The 19,232-nt window shown below is 67.3% G+C and carries 21 protein-coding genes; 13 read left to right on the top strand and 8 right to left on the bottom strand.

Features of this window, described 5'->3' with window-relative positions; all coding sequences use genetic code 11:
- Positions 1-117: 117 nt before the first annotated feature.
- Positions 118-240 carry a hypothetical protein gene (locus tag A3CU_RS55130; protein ID WP_281174120.1) on the bottom strand — a complete coding sequence of 41 codons (123 nt, stop codon included), beginning with the start codon at positions 238-240 and terminating at the stop codon, positions 118-120.
- An 89-nt stretch (positions 241-329) separates the two neighbouring features.
- On the opposite strand from A3CU_RS55130, the gene A3CU_RS0116230 reads away from it, so the two are divergent.
- The 3 genes from A3CU_RS0116230 (at position 330) to A3CU_RS0116220 (ending at position 2,582) form a co-directional block, all read left to right on the top strand.
- Positions 330-524: a DUF3046 domain-containing protein gene (locus A3CU_RS0116230; RefSeq protein WP_027943202.1), complete on the top strand. Its 195-nt coding sequence runs from the start codon at positions 330-332 to the stop codon at positions 522-524.
- 195 nt (positions 525-719) lie between these two features.
- Complete coding sequence (recA, locus tag A3CU_RS0116225; RefSeq protein WP_027943201.1) at positions 720-1,760, top strand: recombinase RecA; 1,041 nt, start codon at positions 720-722, stop codon at positions 1,758-1,760.
- Between the two features lie 282 nt (positions 1,761-2,042).
- A complete protein-coding gene (locus A3CU_RS0116220) occupies positions 2,043-2,582 on the top strand; it encodes a regulatory protein RecX (protein WP_027943200.1) in 540 nt (179 codons plus the stop codon).
- A 24-nt stretch (positions 2,583-2,606) separates the two neighbouring features.
- Here A3CU_RS0116220 and A3CU_RS0116215 read toward each other — a convergent pair whose 3' ends face one another.
- Together A3CU_RS0116215 and A3CU_RS0116210 are read right to left on the bottom strand one after the other, a co-directional pair.
- A complete protein-coding gene (locus A3CU_RS0116215; protein ID WP_027943199.1) occupies positions 2,607-4,055 on the bottom strand; it encodes a lipase maturation factor family protein in 1,449 nt (482 codons plus the stop codon).
- A 115-nt stretch (positions 4,056-4,170) separates the two neighbouring features.
- Positions 4,171-4,788: a bifunctional 4-hydroxy-2-oxoglutarate aldolase/2-dehydro-3-deoxy-phosphogluconate aldolase gene (locus tag A3CU_RS0116210; protein WP_425388252.1), complete on the bottom strand. Its 618-nt coding sequence runs from the start codon at positions 4,786-4,788 to the stop codon at positions 4,171-4,173.
- A gap of 267 nt (positions 4,789-5,055) precedes the next feature.
- Between A3CU_RS0116210 and A3CU_RS0116200 the strand changes: the two genes are divergently transcribed.
- From A3CU_RS0116200 to A3CU_RS0116185, 4 genes are all read left to right on the top strand, one after another.
- Positions 5,056-5,343, top strand: a complete 288-nt coding sequence (locus tag A3CU_RS0116200) for a hypothetical protein (RefSeq protein ID WP_027943197.1) — start codon at positions 5,056-5,058, stop codon at positions 5,341-5,343.
- Positions 5,340-6,176: a hypothetical protein gene (locus A3CU_RS0116195; RefSeq protein WP_027943196.1), complete on the top strand. Its 837-nt coding sequence runs from the start codon at positions 5,340-5,342 to the stop codon at positions 6,174-6,176. Before A3CU_RS0116200 ends, A3CU_RS0116195 begins: the two co-directional genes overlap by 4 nt.
- A 25-nt stretch (positions 6,177-6,201) precedes the next feature.
- Positions 6,202-8,112, top strand: a complete 1,911-nt coding sequence (locus A3CU_RS0116190) for a fumarate reductase/succinate dehydrogenase flavoprotein subunit (protein WP_027943195.1) — start codon at positions 6,202-6,204, stop codon at positions 8,110-8,112.
- Between the two features lie 109 nt (positions 8,113-8,221).
- Positions 8,222-8,971 carry a succinate dehydrogenase/fumarate reductase iron-sulfur subunit gene (locus A3CU_RS0116185; RefSeq protein WP_027943194.1) on the top strand — a complete coding sequence of 250 codons (750 nt, stop codon included), beginning with the start codon at positions 8,222-8,224 and terminating at the stop codon, positions 8,969-8,971.
- 131 nt (positions 8,972-9,102) lie between these two features.
- Here A3CU_RS0116185 and A3CU_RS0116180 read toward each other — a convergent pair whose 3' ends face one another.
- The 4 genes from A3CU_RS0116180 to A3CU_RS0116165 form a co-directional block, all read right to left on the bottom strand.
- The gene (locus A3CU_RS0116180; protein WP_027943193.1) at positions 9,103-9,966 is read right to left on the bottom strand and encodes an amino acid ABC transporter permease; all 864 of its coding nucleotides are present in this window, start codon (positions 9,964-9,966) and stop codon (positions 9,103-9,105) included.
- Positions 9,963-10,610 carry an amino acid ABC transporter permease gene (locus tag A3CU_RS0116175; protein WP_027943192.1) on the bottom strand — a complete coding sequence of 216 codons (648 nt, stop codon included), beginning with the start codon at positions 10,608-10,610 and terminating at the stop codon, positions 9,963-9,965. The genes A3CU_RS0116180 and A3CU_RS0116175 overlap by 4 nt, the downstream gene beginning before the upstream one ends.
- 79 nt (positions 10,611-10,689) lie before the next feature.
- Positions 10,690-11,601: a glutamate ABC transporter substrate-binding protein gene (locus tag A3CU_RS0116170; protein ID WP_027943191.1), complete on the bottom strand. Its 912-nt coding sequence runs from the start codon at positions 11,599-11,601 to the stop codon at positions 10,690-10,692.
- Positions 11,602-11,625: 24 nt separating this feature from the next.
- Positions 11,626-12,354 carry an amino acid ABC transporter ATP-binding protein gene (locus tag A3CU_RS0116165; RefSeq protein WP_211246437.1) on the bottom strand — a complete coding sequence of 243 codons (729 nt, stop codon included), beginning with the start codon at positions 12,352-12,354 and terminating at the stop codon, positions 11,626-11,628.
- 247 nt (positions 12,355-12,601) lie between these two features.
- Here A3CU_RS0116165 and A3CU_RS55625 point away from each other — a divergent pair, with 247 nt between their 5' ends.
- The 6 genes from A3CU_RS55625 to A3CU_RS0116135 all read left to right on the top strand — a co-directional run bounded on the left by A3CU_RS55625 (position 12,602) and on the right by A3CU_RS0116135 (position 17,729).
- Entirely contained in the window at positions 12,602-12,847 is a 246-nt protein-coding gene (locus A3CU_RS55625) for a FitA-like ribbon-helix-helix domain-containing protein (protein ID WP_027943189.1), read from the top strand.
- Positions 12,844-13,284 (top strand): type II toxin-antitoxin system VapC family toxin, encoded by a 441-nt coding sequence (locus A3CU_RS0116155; RefSeq protein ID WP_027943188.1) that lies wholly within the window; start codon positions 12,844-12,846, stop codon positions 13,282-13,284. Before A3CU_RS55625 ends, A3CU_RS0116155 begins: the two co-directional genes overlap by 4 nt.
- Positions 13,285-13,351: 67 nt before the next feature.
- Positions 13,352-14,842 carry a tRNA (N6-isopentenyl adenosine(37)-C2)-methylthiotransferase MiaB gene (gene miaB, locus A3CU_RS0116150; protein ID WP_027943187.1) on the top strand — a complete coding sequence of 497 codons (1,491 nt, stop codon included), beginning with the start codon at positions 13,352-13,354 and terminating at the stop codon, positions 14,840-14,842.
- A gap of 96 nt (positions 14,843-14,938) precedes the next feature.
- Positions 14,939-15,421 (top strand): Rv2732c family membrane protein, encoded by a 483-nt coding sequence (locus tag A3CU_RS0116145; RefSeq protein ID WP_027943186.1) that lies wholly within the window; start codon positions 14,939-14,941, stop codon positions 15,419-15,421.
- A gap of 192 nt (positions 15,422-15,613) precedes the next feature.
- Positions 15,614-16,903 carry an MFS transporter gene (locus A3CU_RS0116140; RefSeq protein WP_043841308.1) on the top strand — a complete coding sequence of 430 codons (1,290 nt, stop codon included), beginning with the start codon at positions 15,614-15,616 and terminating at the stop codon, positions 16,901-16,903.
- Between the two features lie 106 nt (positions 16,904-17,009).
- Positions 17,010-17,729, top strand: coding sequence for a GntR family transcriptional regulator (locus A3CU_RS0116135; protein WP_027943184.1), 720 nt, complete (start codon positions 17,010-17,012; stop codon positions 17,727-17,729).
- Positions 17,730-17,790: 61 nt separating this feature from the next.
- Here the strand turns inward: A3CU_RS0116135 and A3CU_RS0116130 are convergent, their stop codons facing one another.
- Positions 17,791-19,185 carry an OFA family MFS transporter gene (locus A3CU_RS0116130; RefSeq protein WP_027943183.1) on the bottom strand — a complete coding sequence of 465 codons (1,395 nt, stop codon included), beginning with the start codon at positions 19,183-19,185 and terminating at the stop codon, positions 17,791-17,793.
- Positions 19,186-19,232 lie beyond the last annotated feature (47 nt).

Below are 19,232 nucleotides of genomic sequence, written 5' to 3'. Positions count from 1 at the left end.
TTCCGCGAGTGACCGCCTGCGCCCCGGCCGACCGGCCGTCGGCGGCAACCGGGCGCAGGCCAGCCTTCCGGCCGCGTCGAGCAGGCCATCCGGCCGGCCGGCCGGCCGGGCGGGCGGTTACTTCCGGTTGCGGAAGTTCCACAGCGCCCGCAGCGCCACCACCAGCGCGGAAACCAGTACCGCGATGGAGACCACGGTGAGCGCCGTGGAACCCCAGGCCGGCACTTCTTGGGCGAACATGCCTTCACGGTACGTGGGTCGTGGTGGGCCCGCCGTCGCAACGGGTGGCCCACCGGGTCCGGAGCGTGCGGCGGCTAGTCTTGTCCTCGATGCGTATCACCGTTTTCCGCAGGTTGATGGCCGAGGAGTTCGGCCCCGGCCGGGCCGAGGTACTGGCCAAGGACCACGTGCTCAGCGGGCTGGGCGGCCGCACCGTCGACCAGGCGCTGGCGGCGGGAATCCCGGCGAAGGAGATCTGGCGGGAGGTCTGCGTGGCCTTCGACGTGCCCGCCGAGCGCCGGTAGCCGGGGCGGAAAAATCTTGCCGCAAAGGCGTGTCACTACTTGCCTCGAACACGTGTTCGTCTATGGTGTGGGTGTCGGCGATCCCGGGCCGGCCGCCGGAGGCGTCCGGAATTGTCGTACCCCGCCCGTAGCGTCGGGCCGACAGCTCAAGACCGGTAACCAGCCCTACAGGCTCTGACCAGCGAGGTGGATTTCATGCCCGCAGCACCCGACCGGGACAAGGCCCTCGAGCTTGCCCTGGCCCAGATCGAAAAGCAGCACGGCAAAGGCTCGGTGATGCGGCTCGGCGACGAGGGCCGCGCGCCGATCGCGGTCATCCCGACCGGAGCCATCGCCCTCGACATCGCCCTCGGCATCGGCGGCTACCCGCGTGGCCGCATTGTCGAGATCTACGGACCGGAGTCCTCCGGTAAGACCACCGTCGCCCTGCACGCCGTGGCGAGCGCGCAGAAGGCGGGCGGCATCGCGGCCTTCATCGATGCCGAGCACGCGCTCGACCCGGAGTACGCCAAGGCGCTCGGTGTGGACACCGACGCGCTGCTGGTCTCCCAGCCGGACACCGGTGAACAGGCGCTGGAGATCGCGGACATGCTGATCCGCTCCGGCGCGCTGGACATCCTCGTGATCGACTCGGTCGCGGCCCTGGTGCCCCGGGCCGAGATCGAGGGCGAGATGGGTGACTCGCACGTGGGTCTGCAGGCCCGCCTGATGAGCCAGGCGCTGCGCAAGATCACCGGCGCGCTCAGCAACTCCGGCACCACCGCGATCTTCATCAACCAGTTGCGCGAGAAGGTCGGCGTGATGTTCGGAAGCCCGGAGACGACGACCGGTGGCAAGGCGCTGAAGTTCTACGCCTCGGTCCGGCTGGACGTCCGGCGGATCGAGACGCTCAAGGACAGTGGGGATGCGGTCGGTAACCGCACCCGGGTCAAGGTGGTGAAGAACAAGGTCGCGCCACCGTTCAAGCAGGCCGAGTTCGACATTCTCTACGGCCAGGGTGTGTCCCGCGAGGGTTCACTGATCGACATGGGTGTGGACCAGGGCATCCTGCGTAAGTCCGGCGCCTGGTACACCTACGAGGGCGATCAGCTCGGCCAGGGCAAGGAGAATGCGCGGAGGTTCCTGCGCGAAAACCCCGACATCGCCAACGAGATCGAGAAGCGGATCAAGGAAAAGCTCGGCATCGGAGCGCAACTGGACGCCGAGGAGGGCACCCCGGCCCCGGTCGACTTCTGATCGGCCGGTGCCGCATGGAGGGTGCATGACCCCCTTTGTGTCAAGTCGCGGCCGGCAAGAGCGACCGCAGAGCGCGCCGCCGCCAGGGCTGTGTCTTGTGGGGGCTCGGCCCCCACACCCCGGCTGGGGGCAAGCCCCCAGACCCCCTTGCCGGCGGGGAGCCAGGGCGGCGTTGAAGACGACGTGACCGGAGTTCGTCGGCAGCGCCCTGTCGACCCGGTCGCGGTCGCGCGCAAACTCGCGAAGGAACGAGCATGAACAGATTGTTCGGTGGTAACGACCGTGGCGAAAGTTGATCCCGCGGAGCTCTCTCCGGACGAGGCCTGGAAGAAAGCCAAGGAGATCTGCTTCGACCTGTTGGCCGCCCGCCCGCGCACCAAGGAAGAACTTCGGCAGGCGTTGCGCCGCAAGGGATTCGACGAGGAGCTCCGGGAAACCCTGCTCGGCAAGCTGGATGACGCGAAGCTGGTGGACGATGGCGCCTTCGCCGAGCAGTGGGTGCGCTCACGTCACACCCATCAGGGGCTGGCCAGGACTGCCCTGGTCGCGGAACTGAAGCGCAAGGGGGTCGACGGTGAGGTCGCCGCACGGGCGGCGGGGGAGATCGACCGGGAAACCGAGGAGCAGCGTGCCCGGGAACTCGTACGCAAGCGGTTGAGGTCCATGACGGGGCTTGACGAGCAGGCCGCCACCCGGCGGCTGCTCGGCACCCTCGCCCGCAAGGGGTACCCGCAGGGCCTCGCCTACGCCGTCGTCCGTGACGAACTAAAGAACGCGGGCGCCGACGCGACCCTCCTGGACGACGACGTTCCTACGGACTGAACGAAATCTCGTTCGCACTGCCGTTCAGCTGTCGCGGACAGGCTGCACGGTTCCGTCCACACCGAGCCTGCCCGTTCTGAGCACCATGCCCACCGGCTCGCGCACCCACCAGGCGCCGGTTTCCCGCCGTTCCTGCCGGGTCGTGAAGCGGTAGCGGAAGATCCGGGCGCGCACGAACGTGGGCCGCGCCCCGTCGAAGGGATCGCGGCGGAGCAGCTTGAGCGTCTTGCGATCGGCCTTCAGCAGCTTCTCGGCCAGGGCCGGGAGCCACGACTGCCCATACCGGGGAGAAAGGGAAACGAACCACATCATCCAATCGAGCCGTAGGTGGTACGGGGCCACCTGCGGGGGCCGGCGGGTGGGGTCACCGGGCTTGCCCTTGAACTCGTATTCACGCCACACGGTCTGCGGAGCCGGTTCGGGGTCATCGATGCCCTCGATGATCACTTCGTGCCGGATCTTCGTGACCGCACCGAAAGCGCCGTAGGTGTTCACCAGATGGAGGCGGTCGAAGCTGAAGTTCATCAGTTGCCGTCGTGACACCAGGTTGCGTGCGGGCCGGTAGCTGAGGATCACGATCAGCGCGGTCACCGCGATGACCAGCCCACGATGCCAACTCGGGAGCTCGGCGAGCGGTGGTGGCTGGATCCGCAGCACCGAAGTGTCCAAAGCGGACACCGCGAGCGTGATGGTGAGGAAGTTGAGCCAGGAGAAGTTCCCGCTGGCCACCAACCAGCACTGGGTCACGATCATGCATGCGGCGGCGATGCTCGCGGCCGGTTGCGGGGCGAACAACACGAACGGCAGGACCAACTGCGTGAAGTGGCTCGCCACTGCCTCGATCTTGTGCAGCGGCTTCGGGAGGTGATGGAAGTACCAGCTCAACGGGCCGGGCATCGGCTGGGTCTCGTGGTGGTAGTACAGGCAGGTGAGGTCGCGCCAGCACGCGTCCCCACGCATCTTGATCAAGCCGGCGCCGAACTCGACCCGGAACAGCAGCCACAGCAGCAACCACAGCACCAGAGTCGGCGGCGCGGTGTTCGCGGGCCCCAGGAAGATCGCCAGGAAACCGGCCTCCAGCAGGAGGGTTTCCCAGCCGAACCCGTACCAGGCCTGGCCGACGTTGACGATCGACTCATAGAGCACCCAGGGCACCGCCCAAGCAAGCATCCCCGCCCACACCGGCGTCGAGTCGAACGCGCCGAACATCAGCGCGGCCGACACGGCGGCTCCGGTGTAGGTGACTGCAGCGAAGAAGCGGTCCGAGTAGTGCAGGTGGAACACGCTCGGCGACCGGCGAAACGGCACGCGGCGAACGAACCTGGGCACCGGTAGCAAGCCGTCCGCACCGATCAGCGCGCGGAACTGGTTCGCTGCGACCAGGAAGGCGACCAGGTAGATCGCGGCGAGCATCCGCTGGAAGGCAAGCCGGGAAGCCCAGTAGCCGGGATCGGTGAACCAGTCCCATCGCACGATGGTCTCCCTGCCCACGACTGCCGTGAAGGGGCTGGGCGCCCGTGAGCCAGAGCATAGTGTGTCCGGGCGGAGCCTGCCGACCTTCGCGGCTGGTCGGCTGCCGCCGCCACGGTCAGGCGAGTGCGGCCGCCTGCCGTGCGAGAGACTCCACACGCGCGAAGTCCCCGGCGGACAACGCGTCCCCGGGCGTCAGCCAGGAACCGCCGACGCAGCCGACCGTGGGCAGGGCGAGGTAGCTCGGGGCATTCTCCGGCGTGATGCCGCCGGTCGGGCAGAACCGCAGCTGCGGCAGCGGTCCGGCGACCGCCTTGAGGTAGGCGAGGCCGCCGGCGGCTTCGGCGGGGAAGAACTTGAGCGCGGTGAGTCCACGCTCGGCGAGCCGCATCGCCTCGGAGACGGTGCCGGCACCGGGCAGGAACGGCAGGCCGGTGTCGAAACAGGCGTCCAGCACCCGGTCGGTGGACCCGGGCGTCACCAGGAAGGAAGCGCCCGCGTCGGCGGCTTGTTTCGCCTGGCCGGGGGTGGTGACCGTGCCGGCACCGACCACGATGTCCGGTACCTCCGCCGAGACCCGCCGGATCGCGTCGAGGGCGGCCGGCGTGCGTAGCGTCAGCTCGATGACTCCGATCCCGCCCGCTCGCAGGGCGCGCGCGACGGGCACCGCGTCGGTCGCGTCGTCGAGCACGACGACCGGAATCACCGGAGACAGATCCAGCAACTCGTGCTGCACGATCAACTCCTCACGAAGTCGGGGGCGCACTCCGGAACCAGCATGGTTTACCGCGTCGGCTCAGGGCGTACGACGACGGCACTGGCGCCGGTCGTGACGCTGAGCACACTAATCGCCGGAGCCGACCTCGGCAGAATCGATTAAGAATGCCGTTAAAGGTGACCTCGATCACGACAACATCCTGGCGTGTGCTACTTGTCACACCACACCAAGAAGCGGCAGAGTCCCTAGTGAGGGCCCTAGCCGACGAACACGTGGAGGTGCGCGATGTCCACCAACGCCGAACTCGCGGAGCTTCGCCGGACCATCGGTCAGCTGCGACGCTGCGTAGGCGCGCTGCGGTCCCGTTACGGCGACCAGTCCGCGGTGCGCAGGCTCGCCAACGACGTCGATCGGCTGGACATCGACGCAGGCGACTTCGAGCCGATCCCGACGCAACCCACGCCGGTCGATCGCTCGGACATTGTGAAGATCCCCGACAAGCCGTATGACCCGCTGCTCTGGCGTGGAGCAGATGACGAAGGTGTCGGTGGCTACCGCCGTGACCTTCGGTGAGCGCCCCAGCGACCTCGCCGGCCGCGGACGACACCGGTAACGGTGTCGGGGCCGCCGGCCGCGCGCGCATCGACGCCCGGACTCTCCGCACCGACCGCTGGTGGCTGCAGCCGGTGCTCACCGTCGTGGGCCTGTCGGCCTTCGTCATCTACGCGGGGGTCCGGGCGTTCGTCCGGACCGCGTACTGGGTCCCCGAATACCACTACCTGACGCCGTTCTACTCACCCTGCATTTCGACCTCCTGCGTGCCCGGGTCGAGTCATTTCGGCACGCCGATCGGCGACCTGCCCGGTTTCATCCCGCTGGGGTTCATCGCGTTGCCGTTCCTACTGGGCTTCCGGATCACCTGCTACTACTACCGGAAGGCTTATTACCGTTCCGTGTGGTTCTCGCCGCCGGCCTGCGCCGTCGCCGAACCGCATGCGAAATACACCGGGGAAACGCGGCTGCCGCTGATCGTGCAGAACGTGCACCGCTATTTCTTCTATGTGGCCGCGATCGTCTCGGTGATCAACACCTACGACGCGATCGTGGCCTTCCATGGCAGGACGGGCGGCTTCGGGTTCGGCCTGGGCAACCTCATCCTGCTCGGCAACGTGATCATGCTCTGGGCGTACACGCTGTCCTGCCATTCCTGCCGGCACATCACCGGCGGTCGGCTCAAGCATTTCTCCCGGCATCCGGTGCGGTACTGGATGTGGACACAGATCACGAAACTCAACAACCGGCACATGCTGCTCGCCTGGATCACCCTCGGCACACTGGTCCTCACCGACCTGTATGTGATGCTGGTATCGAGCGGCGTGTTCCCCGATCCGCGTTTCGTGAATTGACGAGACAATTGAAGGTGACAGCTGGATGACCGAGGTAGAACGGCACAACTACGACGTCGTGGTGATCGGTGCCGGGGGCGCCGGACTCCGTGCGGTCATCGAAGCCAGGCAGCGGGGCCTGTCGGTCGCGGTGGTGTGCAAGTCGCTGTTCGGCAAGGCGCACACGGTCATGGCCGAGGGCGGCTGCGCCGCGTCGATGGGCAACGTCAACGCCAACGACAACTGGCAGGTGCATTTCCGCGACACCATGCGTGGCGGGAAGTTCCTCAACAACTGGCGGATGGCCGAACTGCACGCCAAGGAGGCCCCGGAGCGGGTCTGGGAGCTGGAGACCTACGGCGCGCTGTTCGACCGCACCCCGGACGGGCGGATCAGCCAGCGTAACTTCGGCGGCCACACCTATCCCCGCCTGGCGCACGTCGGCGACCGGACCGGCCTGGAGCTGATCCGCACCATGCAGCAGAAGATCGTTTCGCTGCAGCAGGAGGACTTCCGGAAATACGGCGACTACGAGGCGAAGCTGAAGGTCTTCGCCGAATGCACGATCACCGAGCTGTTGACGGAGGATTCCGGCGGGCAGCGCCGGATCGCCGGCGCGTTCGGGTACTGGCGTGAGAGCGGCAGGTTCGTCCTGTTCGAGACACCGGCCGTGGTGATGGCGACCGGCGGCATCGGCAAGTCGTTCAAGGTGACCTCCAACTCGTGGGAGTACACCGGTGACGGGCACGCGCTGGCGCTGCGGGCCGGTGCCACGCTGATCAACATGGAGTTCGTGCAGTTCCACCCGACCGGGATGGTCTGGCCGCCGAGCGTGAAGGGCATCCTGGTCACCGAGGGCGTGCGTGGCGACGGCGGGGTGCTCAAGAACTCCGAGGGCAAGCGGTTCATGTTTTCCTACGTCCCAGACGTGTTCAAGGGGCAGTACGCCGAAAGCGAGGACGAAGCCGACCGCTGGTACACCGACCAGGAGAAGAACCGGCGCACCCCGGACCTGCTACCGCGGGACGAGGTCGCGCGCGCGATCAACGCGGAGGTCAAGGCGGGTCGTGGCTCGCCGCACGGCGGGGTGTTCCTGGACATCGCGAGCAGGCTCACCGCCGAGGAGATCAAGAAACGCCTGCCGTCGATGTACCACCAGTTCAAGGAACTGGCCGACGTGGACATCACCGCCGAGCCGATGGAGGTCGGGCCGACCTGCCATTACGTGATGGGTGGCATCGAGGTCGATCCGGACACCGGGTCCGCCACGGTGCCCGGCCTGTTCGCGGCCGGTGAGTGCTCGGGCGGGATGCACGGGTCCAACCGGCTCGGCGGCAACTCGCTGTCGGACCTGCTGGTGTTCGGCCGGCGGGCCGGTCTGGGCGCGGCATCTTATCTGGAATCGCTCGACCGGCGGCCGGCGGTGTCGCAGTCCGATGTGGACGCCGCGGCGCGGGCGGCGCTGGTTCCGTTCGACCCGCCTTCCGACGGGGTCGAGGAGAATCCCTACACCCTGCACAGCGAACTGCAGCAAACGATGAACGACCTGGTCGGCATCATCCGCAAGGCCGAGGAGATGGAGCGGGCGCTGGAGAAGCTCGCAGAGCTCAAGAAGCGGATGCGCAACGTGACGGTCGAGGGGCACCGGCAGTTCAACCCCGGTTGGCACCTGGCACTCGACCTGCGGAACATGCTGGTGGTCAGCGAGTGCGTGGCACGGGCGGCACTGATGCGTACGGAAAGCCGGGGCGGCCACACCCGCGACGACCACCCGCAAATGGATTCGCATTGGCGTAACAGGCTTCTGGTGTGCACCGTGGACGGTGAGGACGTCACCGTGACGCCGGAGGACCAGAAGCCGATGCGTGAGGATCTGCTCGAACTGTTCGAACTCAACGAACTCGAGAAGTACTACACGGGCGAGGAACTCGCCGGGCACCCGGGGAGGCAGGCATGAGTGACCATCGTGGCGCCTGCTCGTGCGCGCCGGCCACGTTGGGCCCCCGCTGCGGCACGCTTTTCCGCCGCAGCCGGGGAGGGTGTCTCGCGGAGCACTGGAGGCAAGCGTGAGTTACAAGGCGAACTTCCGGGTGTGGCGCGGCGACGCCGATTCCGGCGAGTTGCGCGACTACACGGTCGAGGTGAACGAGGGCGAGGTCGTCCTCGACATCATCCACCGGCTGCAGGCGACGCAGGCGCCGGACCTGGCCGTGCGCTGGAACTGCAAGGCCGGCAAGTGCGGGTCGTGCTCGGCGGAGATCAACGGACGGCCGCGGCTGATGTGCATGACCCGGATGTCGACCTTCGGCGAGGACGAGGTCGTCACGGTCACGCCGATGCGGACCTTCCCGGTGATCCGGGACCTGGTCACCGACGTGTCGTTCAACTACACCAAGGCCCGCGAGATCCCGTCGTTCACGCCACCGGCCGGTCTCGAGCCCGGCGAGTACCGGATGCAGCAGGTGGACGTGGAACGCTCCCAGGAGTTCCGCAAGTGCATCGAATGCTTCCTGTGCCAGAACACCTGCCACGTGGTGCGTGATCACGAGGAGAACAAGCAGAACTTCGCGGGCCCGCGGTACCTTATGCGGATCGCTGAACTGGAGATGCATCCACTCGACGTGGCCGACCGGCGTGATGCCGCACAATCCGAGCACGGTCTCGGTTTCTGCAACATCACCAAGTGCTGCACCGAGGTGTGTCCCGAGGGCATCCACATCACCGACAACGCACTGATTCCGATGAAGGAACGGGTCGTCGACAAGCGCTATGACCCGATCGTCTGGCTCGGCTCGAAGCTGTTCCGCCGTAAGTGACGGTCGTTTTCCACCACCGTCTTCCGCAGCGCGTTCGCCGAAAGGCGCATTGGCCCCGGTTCCACCGTCGGCGTCGCTGATGCGGCCGGGCTTGGAGTCCCCGCCAGTACTGGCGGGGACACGCCCATCTCTCAGACGACCTCCGCCTCCAGGGCGGCCTCGCCGACCTTACGGTCGACGTCCAGGCGCTTCTTGGACCGGCGCTGCCGCCGTTCCAGGAAGTGCGCGAGGGCGGTGAGCAGCAGGCACAGCGTGATGTACATCGCCGCGATCACGATCGTCGACGACACGATCGGCCGTCCGAACAGTCCTTGCGAGCCGATGAAACGCGCGTAGTACAGCAGCTCCTGGTAGGTCACCAGGAAGCCGAGCGCGGTGTCCTTCAGCAACACCACCAGCTGGCTGACGATGGTCGGGAGCATCGACCGTACCGCCTGCGGGATCAGGACGAGGAACATCACCTGCGTCTTGCGCATGCCCAGCGCGTACGCCGCTTCCTGCTGGCCCCTGGGCAGCGCGAGGATGCCCGCCCGGAACACCTCGGCCAGCACCGAGCCGTTGTACAGGGTGAGCCCCAGCACGACGGCGAGGAACGGCGACATCGAGATGCCGATCGCGGGACCGCCGTAGAAGAACAGGAACATCAGGATCAGCAGCGGGATGGCGCGGAAGAACTCGACCACCGCGGTCGAAACGCCGCGCAGCCAGGCGCGGTCGGACAGCCGCCCGGCGGCGAACAGCGCGCCGAACACCAGCGCCAGCACGGCGCCCAGGGCGAAGGCCTCCAGCGTGGCCAGCAGGGCGTTCGCCAGGTCGGTCTGGACCTGGGCGTACTGCAGCCACTCCCACTTCCTCCCGGCGAACTGGCCGCTGTCGTAGAAGCGGTAGACGACGTAGGCGACGAGCGCAAGGACCACAACGACGCCGAGCACCGCGAACAGCCGGTACCGGACCCGGGCCCGCGGCCCGGGAATGTCGAACAGCACGTTGCTCATCGAGCCACCTTCCAGCGCTTCTCCAGGCTGCGCTGCAGCAGCGAAAGGATCGTGACCACGATGATGAAACCGAGCGCCACCCACAGCAGCCCGACCAGCTGGTTGTAGCCACGCTCGGACAGGTACTGGCGGATCGCGCCGGCCTCGGCCACGGAGAAACCGGCTGCGATGGTGGTGTTCTTCAGCAACGCGATCAGCGTGCTCATCAGCGGCGGCACCACCGAGCGCACCGCCTGCGGCAGCACGATCTGGCCGATCACCTGGGTGAAGTTCAACCCGAGGGCACGGGCCGCTTCGGCCTGGCCGACCGGCACCGTGTTGATCCCGGACCGCACGACCTCGCAGATGAACGCCGACGTGTAGAGCGTCAGCGAAACCACGGCGGCGGTGAAGTAGCTGAGCTGAAGGATCTCGAGCAGCGGGTAGGCGAACACCAGGAAGGCGAACACCAGAGTCAGCGGGGTGTTACGCACGATCGTCACGTACACGGTGCCGACTACGCGGAACACCGGCACCGGGCTCACCCGCAGCATGGCCAGGAAGGTGCCGAAGATCAGGCTCGCCACGCCGGCGAGCAGGAAGAGCTCGATCGTGGTGAGGAAGAACGGACCGTAGAGGTCCAGGTTGTCGAGTAGGACATTCATTCGCACTCTCCCCGCAGAGGGATACAGGGGAAATACAGGGGCCGGCGGGCGTGATCACGCCCGCCGGCCCCGAACCGGGTCAGTACCGCTGGATGGTCGGCTTCGTCGCGGCGGAACCGGACTTGCCGAGGGTGGCGTCGTAGATCTTCTGCCAGGTCCCGTCGTCAAGGGCGGCCTGGAGCAGGTCGTCGATCTTGTTGCGCAGCGCCGAGTCGTCCTTGTTCAGGCCGATGCCGTAGGGCTCCTGCGAGAACGTCTTGCCGACGACCTTCAGCGTGTCCGGCTCCTGGGCGGCGTAACCCTTGAGGATCGCGTCGTCCGTGGTGAGCGCGTCGACCTCCTTGGTGGCCAGCTTCTCCACGCACTGCGAGTACTTCTGGAACTCGACGATGTTGTTCGGCTCCGTCAGGCCCTGGTCGCGCACCCGCTGGATGGGCGTGGACCCGGTCACCGAGCAGACCTTCTTGCCCTTGAGCGTCTCCGGCCCGGTGATCGAGGTGTCGTCCTTGCGCACCAGCAGGTCCTGACCGGCCTGGAAGTACGGGCCGGCGAAGGAGACCTGCTGCTTGCGCTTGTCGTTGATGGTGTAGGTGCCGACGTAGTAGTCGACGTCGCCGTTGGCGATCGCGGCCTCGCGCGCACCCGAGTCGACCGTCTTGAAGGTGATCTTGCTTTCGTCGACGCCGAGACCCGCGGCGATCATCTTCGCGATCTCCACGTCGAAGCCGGTGTACTTGCCGGTCGTCGGGTCCTTCAGGCCGAGGCCTGGCTGGTCGTCCTTGACCCCGATGGTCAGGCCGTTGCTCTTGATCTTGGTGAACGTGGCCGAGCCCGCTACATCGACGTTCTGCGCCACCGGGTAGGTGAGCGACTGGGCCGCCCCGCCATCACCGCCCTGCTGGGCGTCGCCGGTGGGCGAGCCCGCCTTTCCGCAGGCTGTCAGTGCCAGGGCGCCGACCAGCAGCCCGGCTGCCAGGGTGCGGATTCTCATGAACAACTCCCATTTCTCGATGAACTAGTGGGTCAAGATCTTGCCGAGGAAGTCCTTCGCGCGCTCCGATTTCGGTGCGGTGAAGAACTCGTCCGGGGCGGCATCCTCGACGATCTCGCCGTCGGCCATGAACACCACCCGGTCCGCGGCGCGGCGGGCGAAACCCATCTCGTGCGTGACCACGAGCATGGTCATCCCTTCCGCGGCGAGCCCGGTCATGGTGTCCAGCACCTCCTGGACCATCTCCGGGTCGAGGGCCGAAGTCGGCTCGTCGAAGAGCATCACCTTCGGCCGCATGGCCAGCGCGCGGGCGATCGCGGCCCGCTGCTGCTGCCCGCCGGAGAGCTGGGCCGGGTATTTCTCTGCCTGGTTGGCGATCCCGACGCGCTCCAGCAGCTCCGTTGCGGTCTTGCGGGCCTCTTCGGCCGGGACCTTGCGGACCTTCTGCGGGGCCAGCGTCACGTTCTCCAGGATCGTCTTGTGGGCGAACAGGTTGAACGACTGGAAGACCATGCCGACGTCGGCGCGCAGGGCGGCCAGTGCCTTGCCCTCGGCGGGCAGCGGCTTGCCGTCGACGGCGATCTCGCCGGAGCTGATCGGTTCCAGCCGGTTGATCGCCCGGCACAGGGTGGACTTGCCGGAGCCGGACGGGCCCAGCACCACGACGACCTGACCGCGTGGCACCTCGAGGTTGATGTCCTTTAGTACGTGCAGCTCGCCGAAGAACTTGTTCACGCCCGTCGCCCTGATCATGGGCGGTGCCGACGTCGTTGTGGTCATCTAGCCTCCATCACCCGCGGTTCACCCGGCGATCTAACACCCAAACCGGCCTGGATACCCACGAAAGGGACCAACCGAAATCGAGGTGTCATCTGCCTCGCCGCCGAGTCGCGCGTCACTCTAACGACTCGATGCGCCGGCCATCCGCTGCGGGCTGCCTCGATAGATGCTGCCGTGCTAGCATTGACTGCATTGCATGCAGAGGTGGAGGTGATGGATCATGGCGACCTTGACGATTCGCGACTTCGACGACAGGTTGAAGGCAGAACTGCGCGTTCGCGCTGCCCGGCACGGTCAGTCCATGGAGGCTGAGGTTCGGGAGATCCTGAGAGCCGCGCTCACTGGGTCGGCATCCACCGCGGGTATCGGCAGCCGTATCCACCAGCGATTCAGCGATGTCGACGACGTGTCCGTGCCTATCCCGTCTCGCTCCGAGGCCCCACGAGCCGCGGAGCTTCCTGAATGATCGTGCTCGACACGAACGTCGTGTCTGAACTGATGCGTCGGGAGGTCGATCGGAATGTCCTGGCCTGGGTCGACCGTTATCCGGCCGAGCACGTTTTTCTCACCGCGATCACCGCGGCGGAGTTGCTGTATGGCATAGCTCGGCTGCCGGAGGGAGACCGCAAGAATGTCCTGGCGTCCAGAGCGCGAGGACTACTCGAAGAGGACTTCGCCGGCCGGGTCCTTGCCTTCACGCCAGACGCGGCCGTGGTGTACGCGGAGATCGTTGTCTCTCGTGAACGCCAAGGCCGGCCGATCAGCGTGGCTGACGCCCAGATCGCCGCGATCTGTCGTCTCCACGGCGCGGACGTGGCAACGCGCAATGTGAAGGATTTTGCCGACACCGGTATTGCCGTCCTCGATCCGTGGGTGTCGCCGGTAGACGGCCAAACGCCGTGATCGTCGGGCTGCGGTGGTTGACGTCCAGGTCTGGGTCGGGGCTTTTGCTGGTCTACCCTTGTTCGTGATGAGCGAGGACAGGGTTCACAAAACCTTCCAGATCCGCACCTTCGGCTGCCAGATGAACGTGCACGACTCCGAACGGCTCGCGGGACAGCTGGAGGAGGCGGGTTACCTGCCGGCGGGCGAAGGCAGCACGCCGGACGTCGTCGTGTTCAACACCTGCGCCGTGCGGGAGAACGCGGACAACAAGCTCTACGGCACCCTCGGCCACCTGCGCCCGGTCAAGGAGGCCAACCCCGGTATGCAGATCGCGGTCGGCGGCTGCCTCGCGCAGAAGGACCGTGGCGACATCGTCAAGCGCGCGCCGTGGGTGGACGTCGTGTTCGGCACCCACAACCTCGGTGCGCTGCCGGTGCTGCTGGAACGCGCCCGGCACAACGCCGAGGCCGAGGTGGAGATCCTCGAGTCGCTGGAAACCTTCCCGTCCACGCTGCCCGCTCGCCGCGACTCGGCCTACTCGGGCTGGGTGTCGATCTCGGTGGGCTGCAACAACACCTGCACGTTCTGCATCGTGCCTTCCTTGCGGGGCAAGGAACGTGACCGCCGGCCCGGTGAGATCCTGGCCGAGGTCGAGGCGCTGGTGGCCGAGGGCGTGCTCGAGGTGACCCTGCTGGGCCAGAACGTGAACTCCTACGGCGTGGAGTTCGGTGACCGGCTGGCCTTCGGCAAGCTGCTGCGCGCGTGCGGCTCGGTCGACGGCCTGGAGCGGGTGCGGTTCACCTCACCCCACCCGGCCGCGTTCACCGACGACGTGATCGAGGCGATGGCCGAGACTCCCAACGTGTGCCCGCAGCTGCACATGCCGCTGCAGTCGGGTTCCGACCGGGTGCTTCGCGAGATGCGCCGCTCCTACCGGTCCGCCCGCTTCCTGTCCATTCTGGACAAGGTGCGGGCGGCGATGCCGGAGGCGGCCATCACCACCGACATCATCGTGGGCTTCCCGGGGGAGACGGAGGAGGACTTCGAGGCGACCCTCGACGTGGTGCGCCAGGCCCGGTTCTCCAGCGCGTTCACCTTCCAGTACTCCAAACGTCCCGGCACCCCGGCCGCCGAGATGGACGGCCAGGTGCCCAAGCAGGTCGTGCAGGAGCGTTACGACCGGCTGGTCGACCTGCAGAACGACATTGCCTGGCAGGAGAACCGCAAGCTCGTCGGCCGCAAGGTCGAACTGCTGGTGGCCACGGGCGAAGGCCGCAAGGACGCGGAGACGCACCGGATGAGCGGGCGCGCCCGCGACGGCCGGCTGGTGCACTTCACGCCCACCGGGTCGGCTGTACGGACGTCCGTGCGCCCGGGCGACGTCGTGGAGGCCGTGATCACCTACGGCGCCCCGCATCACCTGGTGGCCGACGGGGACCTGGTGTCGCACCGGCGCACCGGGGCGGGGGACAATGTGGAAGCCGGGCGGCGACCGAAGACCGACGGGGTCAGCCTGGGCCTGCCCGCCTTCGGTGCCCCGCCGGCGCTTCCGGCAACGCACGGATGTGATGCGTGAGCGGCCGGAATGCAGCAGCAGGCGGCGCGAGCAGCGTGTTGAGGCGCGGCAATCAGGGCGACCACGGTGCCTTACTCGCGTGGGAAGAGGAAAGCGATGAGCGAGCACTCGACGAACGGTGACGGGACCGACCTGACCCGCCTGGCCGCGGATGTGGACGAGGTGGTGTCGAAGGCCGCCCGCACGGTCGACATCGGCCGCCGGGGCTTCGTGATCTCGGTGCTGGTGTTCGTGCTGCTGGTCGGTCAGTTGCTGCCCTGGGTGGGGCCGCACACCGGCTGGCAGGTGCTCTTCGGTCAGGGTGGGGCCGTACCGCAGCTGTTCGCCACCACCTCCAGCGTGTTCGGCGTGGGGGCCTCGGTGCTCGCGCTGTCGACCCGGCGCTGGTGGCTGACCTGGGTGTGCGCGATGGGTGGCTGGTTCGCCTCGGTGGACGGTCTGCTCGCGGTGTGGTCGCAGCAGTCGTCCAGCGCCACGAACACGCCTGGCACGGGGCCGGGCATCGGCCTGATCATCGCGTTGATCGCCACGATCGTGCTGGCCGCGAACTGGATGCGCACCGCCTGGTCGCGCAGCTGAACCGAGCCGGCCGGGGCGTCTTGGGCGTCCAGCGTTTCCATGCATTCAGCGCACGCTCGACCGAAGGCGGGCGACAAGCTGCCCCAATTACTGAGCAGTGCCGCAGATCACAAAGTTATCGAAAAGTCTCCTCTCGGCGTTCTGGTCGTTACCTCCATTAGGCATACAACATACTGTATGCAGGAGGTGAGTATGTCCGGAATGATTGCGACGCGCCGGGACGTCCGCGACTTCTACGGCAGGCGATATCGCGTCGGGGAGAGCGACCGGGAGCTGCTCGGACGTTCGCGCGGCTGGATGCGGTGGGCCGCCTGGGTTGCGATGCTGGCGGCCGGAGCCGGCCAGTACGGCTACGGTGCCCTGCTCCCGTCTTTCGTCTCCGCACACGGCTGGAGCTGGCAGCAGGGGTGCTGGGTGCTGGCGGTGTGGACGGTATGCCAGAGCGCGGCGCTTTACCCCGTCGCGCGGGCGCGCGCACGGTTGCGGCTTGCGCCCGCCTTCACGCTCGCCGCCGGTGCCGTGCTGTGCGCGTCCGGGCTGCTCACGCTGGGTGGTACCGGCAGCTTCACGGTGGTCATGGTCAACCATGCGGTGCTGGGCGGCATCGGCGCTGGACTGATCTACGGCACGTGCCTGAGCGTGGTCTCGCGGTGGTATCCCGAGCAGCCCGCGCGAACCGCCGTGGTGAGCGGCGCGTTCGCCTATGGCTCGATCCCGATTCTGGTGGTGGCGGGCGGAGTTTCCCACCCCGCCACGGCGGGCGTGGTCGCCGGGCTGGCGGTGCTGGTGCTCGCCGGGGCGAGCGCGGTGGTGCTGCGCGACCCGCCGGAGGACTGGTGGCCCGGTCACATCGACCCGCGGGAGTGGGCGCTGGACAAGACGGTGAACCCGAGTCTGCGCCGCAACCGCCCAGCGATCCGGCGGTACTCGGTGGCAGAGGTCGTGCGATGCCGCCAAGCACGGACGCTGTACACCGTCGTGGCCTGTGCGGCCGCAGTGAGCCTGTTCGACCTCGCCTATCTCGCCGTGTTCGCGCGCGGTGCCGGCCTGGCCGCGATGGGAGCGCTCGCCTTCGCCAGCGGGCTCGCCCGCGGCGCCGCCGGGTGGGCGGGTGCCCGGTTCGGCCGTCGCGCGATCCTGCGTACCGCGTTGGCGGTCGGCGGAGTGGCACAACTGGTGTTGCTCGCCGGAGACCGGGACCCGGCCGTGCTCTTCGCCGGTGCATGCCTTGCCGGAGCGGCCTCCGGGGCGTGCTACGCGCTGCTGCCTTCGTTGGTGGAAAGCCATTTCGGCGAGCGCCTCGGTCTGCCGAACTTCGGTCTGTTCTACGGCGCCAAGGCCGCGGGTGGCCTCATCGGCGCGCTCTTCGCCGCCTATTTCAGTGCGGTTGCCGGATTCCTGGTGACCGCGGGGCTCGCGCTGTTCGCCGCGATCCTCCTCCGTTCTCTCCGGCAGCCCGGCCGTCCCCGCCTCCTCGCCTGATGAAGCTCACCTCGCCAGGTGAGGTTTTTGCATACGGAAGCCTGTATGCTAGGCGGAGCAAAGTGGACAGTGTTGGTGAGAAAGCGATGCTCTGGACAAGGAGTGGCTGGTGACCCAGCGAGCCCCGTTTCCCGCGCCGACCAGCCGTGGCGCACGTAATGCGCTGACCCCGGCTGCCGCGCGCCGGGTGCAGCGACCGGCTCCGCTGCGGCAGGCAGTGTACGACGCGATCATCGAACTGATCGTCAACGGCACCCTGGAACCCGGACGGCACCTGGTGGAAAACGAGCTGGCCGAGTACCTCGGCGTCAGCCGCCAGCCGGTCCGTGAGGCGTTGCAGCGCCTGCAAACCGACGGCTGGGTCGACCTGCGCCCCGGCCAGGGCGCGTTCGTGCACACGCCCACCGAGGAAGAGGCCGACCAGCTCCTGTCCGTCCGGGCCGTACTGGAGACCCATTCCGCCCGGCTGGCCGCCGCGGGCGCCACGGAGGAGGACGTCAAGCGGCTCTGGGAGCTCCAGCAGGCCGGCCTGGACGCACTGGCCGCGGAGAACGCCGAAGACATGGTGCGGGCGAATTCCGCGTTGCACGCGGAGATCACCAGGCTGTCCGGCAATATCGTGCTCGCCGAGCACATCGATCTCGTCGAACGCCGAGTCCAGTGGTACTACCGGCCGATCGCCAAGCCGCGCGGCCACGACGCGTGGAACGAGCACGCCGAGCTGATCAAGGCGATCGCCGCGGGTGACGCCGAACTGGCCGCCAAGATCATGGCCCAGCACACCGAACGGACCCGGCAGGTCTACCACGAGCAGTACAAGCGCTGACCCTCCCGTGACCGGGTGTCTTGCCGCGGTAGCGACGCGGTAAGACACCCGATCCCCGGTTTCACGTCGACGGCGCGACCCCGGCGTCGGTGCTGGACGCAGTCAGCGGTGACATCCGCACCTGGCCACGCCCCGGCTGACGGAGGAACAGCGTCATGCCCGCGGCCAGCAGTGCGATGCAGCCGGCCAGAACGTAGGCGCCGGTGTAACCCCACGCGACCACCACGGCAGCGGCGAGACCGCCACCGCCGATGCCACCGATCAGCTTGGCGCTGTAGACCAGACCGTAGTTCGACGCGTTGTAGTTCTCGCCGAAATAGTCGGGCACGAGCGCGGCGAACAGTGGGTAGAACGCGCCGCTGCCGAACCCGTTGATGAACGCGAAGATCATGAACAACCACAGGATCTCGGCGTTGCCGGCGTAGAGCACGCCGAACTGGCCGATCGCGGCGATCAGCAGCACCAGCGTCAGGGTCTGCCGGCGTCCGATGTGGTCGGAGAGCCAGCCGGTGAGCGCGCGGCCCGTCCCGTTGACCACCGACAGGATGCCCGCCGAGGAGGCGACGACGAACGGGCCGAACCCGCTGGCCTTCGCGAACGGCACCTGGAAGTTGATGCCGAACAGCGAAACGCCGCCGATGATCACCAGGCACACCCACATCAACGGGAGCATGCCGGTCCTGATCGCTTCCTTCGGCGTGAACTGCCGCACCGCGGGCGGGTTCTTGGCCAGCCGCCTGGCCGCCTGCCCGCCGCCCTGGCCGCTGGTCCAGGCGATCGGGTCGACCTCCGCCGGCCACCAGTTCTTCGGCGGATCCCGGAACAGCACCCCGCAGATCGCGACGACCACCAGCATGTACAGGCCGATCAGGTCGAGGACCAGGGTGAGGTTGCTCTCGTGGAACAGGTAGCTGAACACGAAGATGAACGGCACCGTGCCGTAGGCGAAACCGCCGTTGACGAAACCCGTCCTGGCACCCCGCTTTTCCGGATACCACTTACCGACCATGTTGATGCAGGTGGCGTAGACCAGGCCGGCGCCGGTGCCGCCGAACACCGAATACCCGATGAAGGCGACAACGAGATTTCCACTGTGCGCGATGCTGAAATAGCCGATGCCGCTGAATATCGCGCCGGCCACCATCGCGGTCCGCGCCGAGACGATGCCCTTCTCGCGGAGCCTTCCGGCCGGGAACGCCACGCCGGCCTGGAACACCGCCCAGATGCTGGCCAGCCAGAAGGCGTTGGTCAGGCTCCAGCCGTGCGCCTTCTCGAGTGTTTCCTCCGCGGCACCCCAGCCGTATTCGAACACGCTGACCGCCATCATCGCCACCCACGGCAGCCAGACCATCCAGGAACGCGAGCGCCCCATGAGGTCGTGGGGCGACTCGCCTATCCGGTAAACACGTCCGTTTTGATCAGTTATCTCCCGGTATTTCGTGGTAGCAGTGCTCATCTGAGCTTCTCCCGAACTCGGTGACTTCGTTGTCCGCTGTGAGTTTC

The sequence above is a fragment of the Amycolatopsis taiwanensis DSM 45107 genome, from assembly GCF_000519205.1.
Lineage (GTDB): Bacteria > Actinomycetota > Actinomycetes > Mycobacteriales > Pseudonocardiaceae > Amycolatopsis_E > Amycolatopsis_E taiwanensis.
The sequence above is the reverse complement of the archived record's forward strand: the minus strand, read 5'-3'. Positions and strand labels throughout refer to the sequence as shown.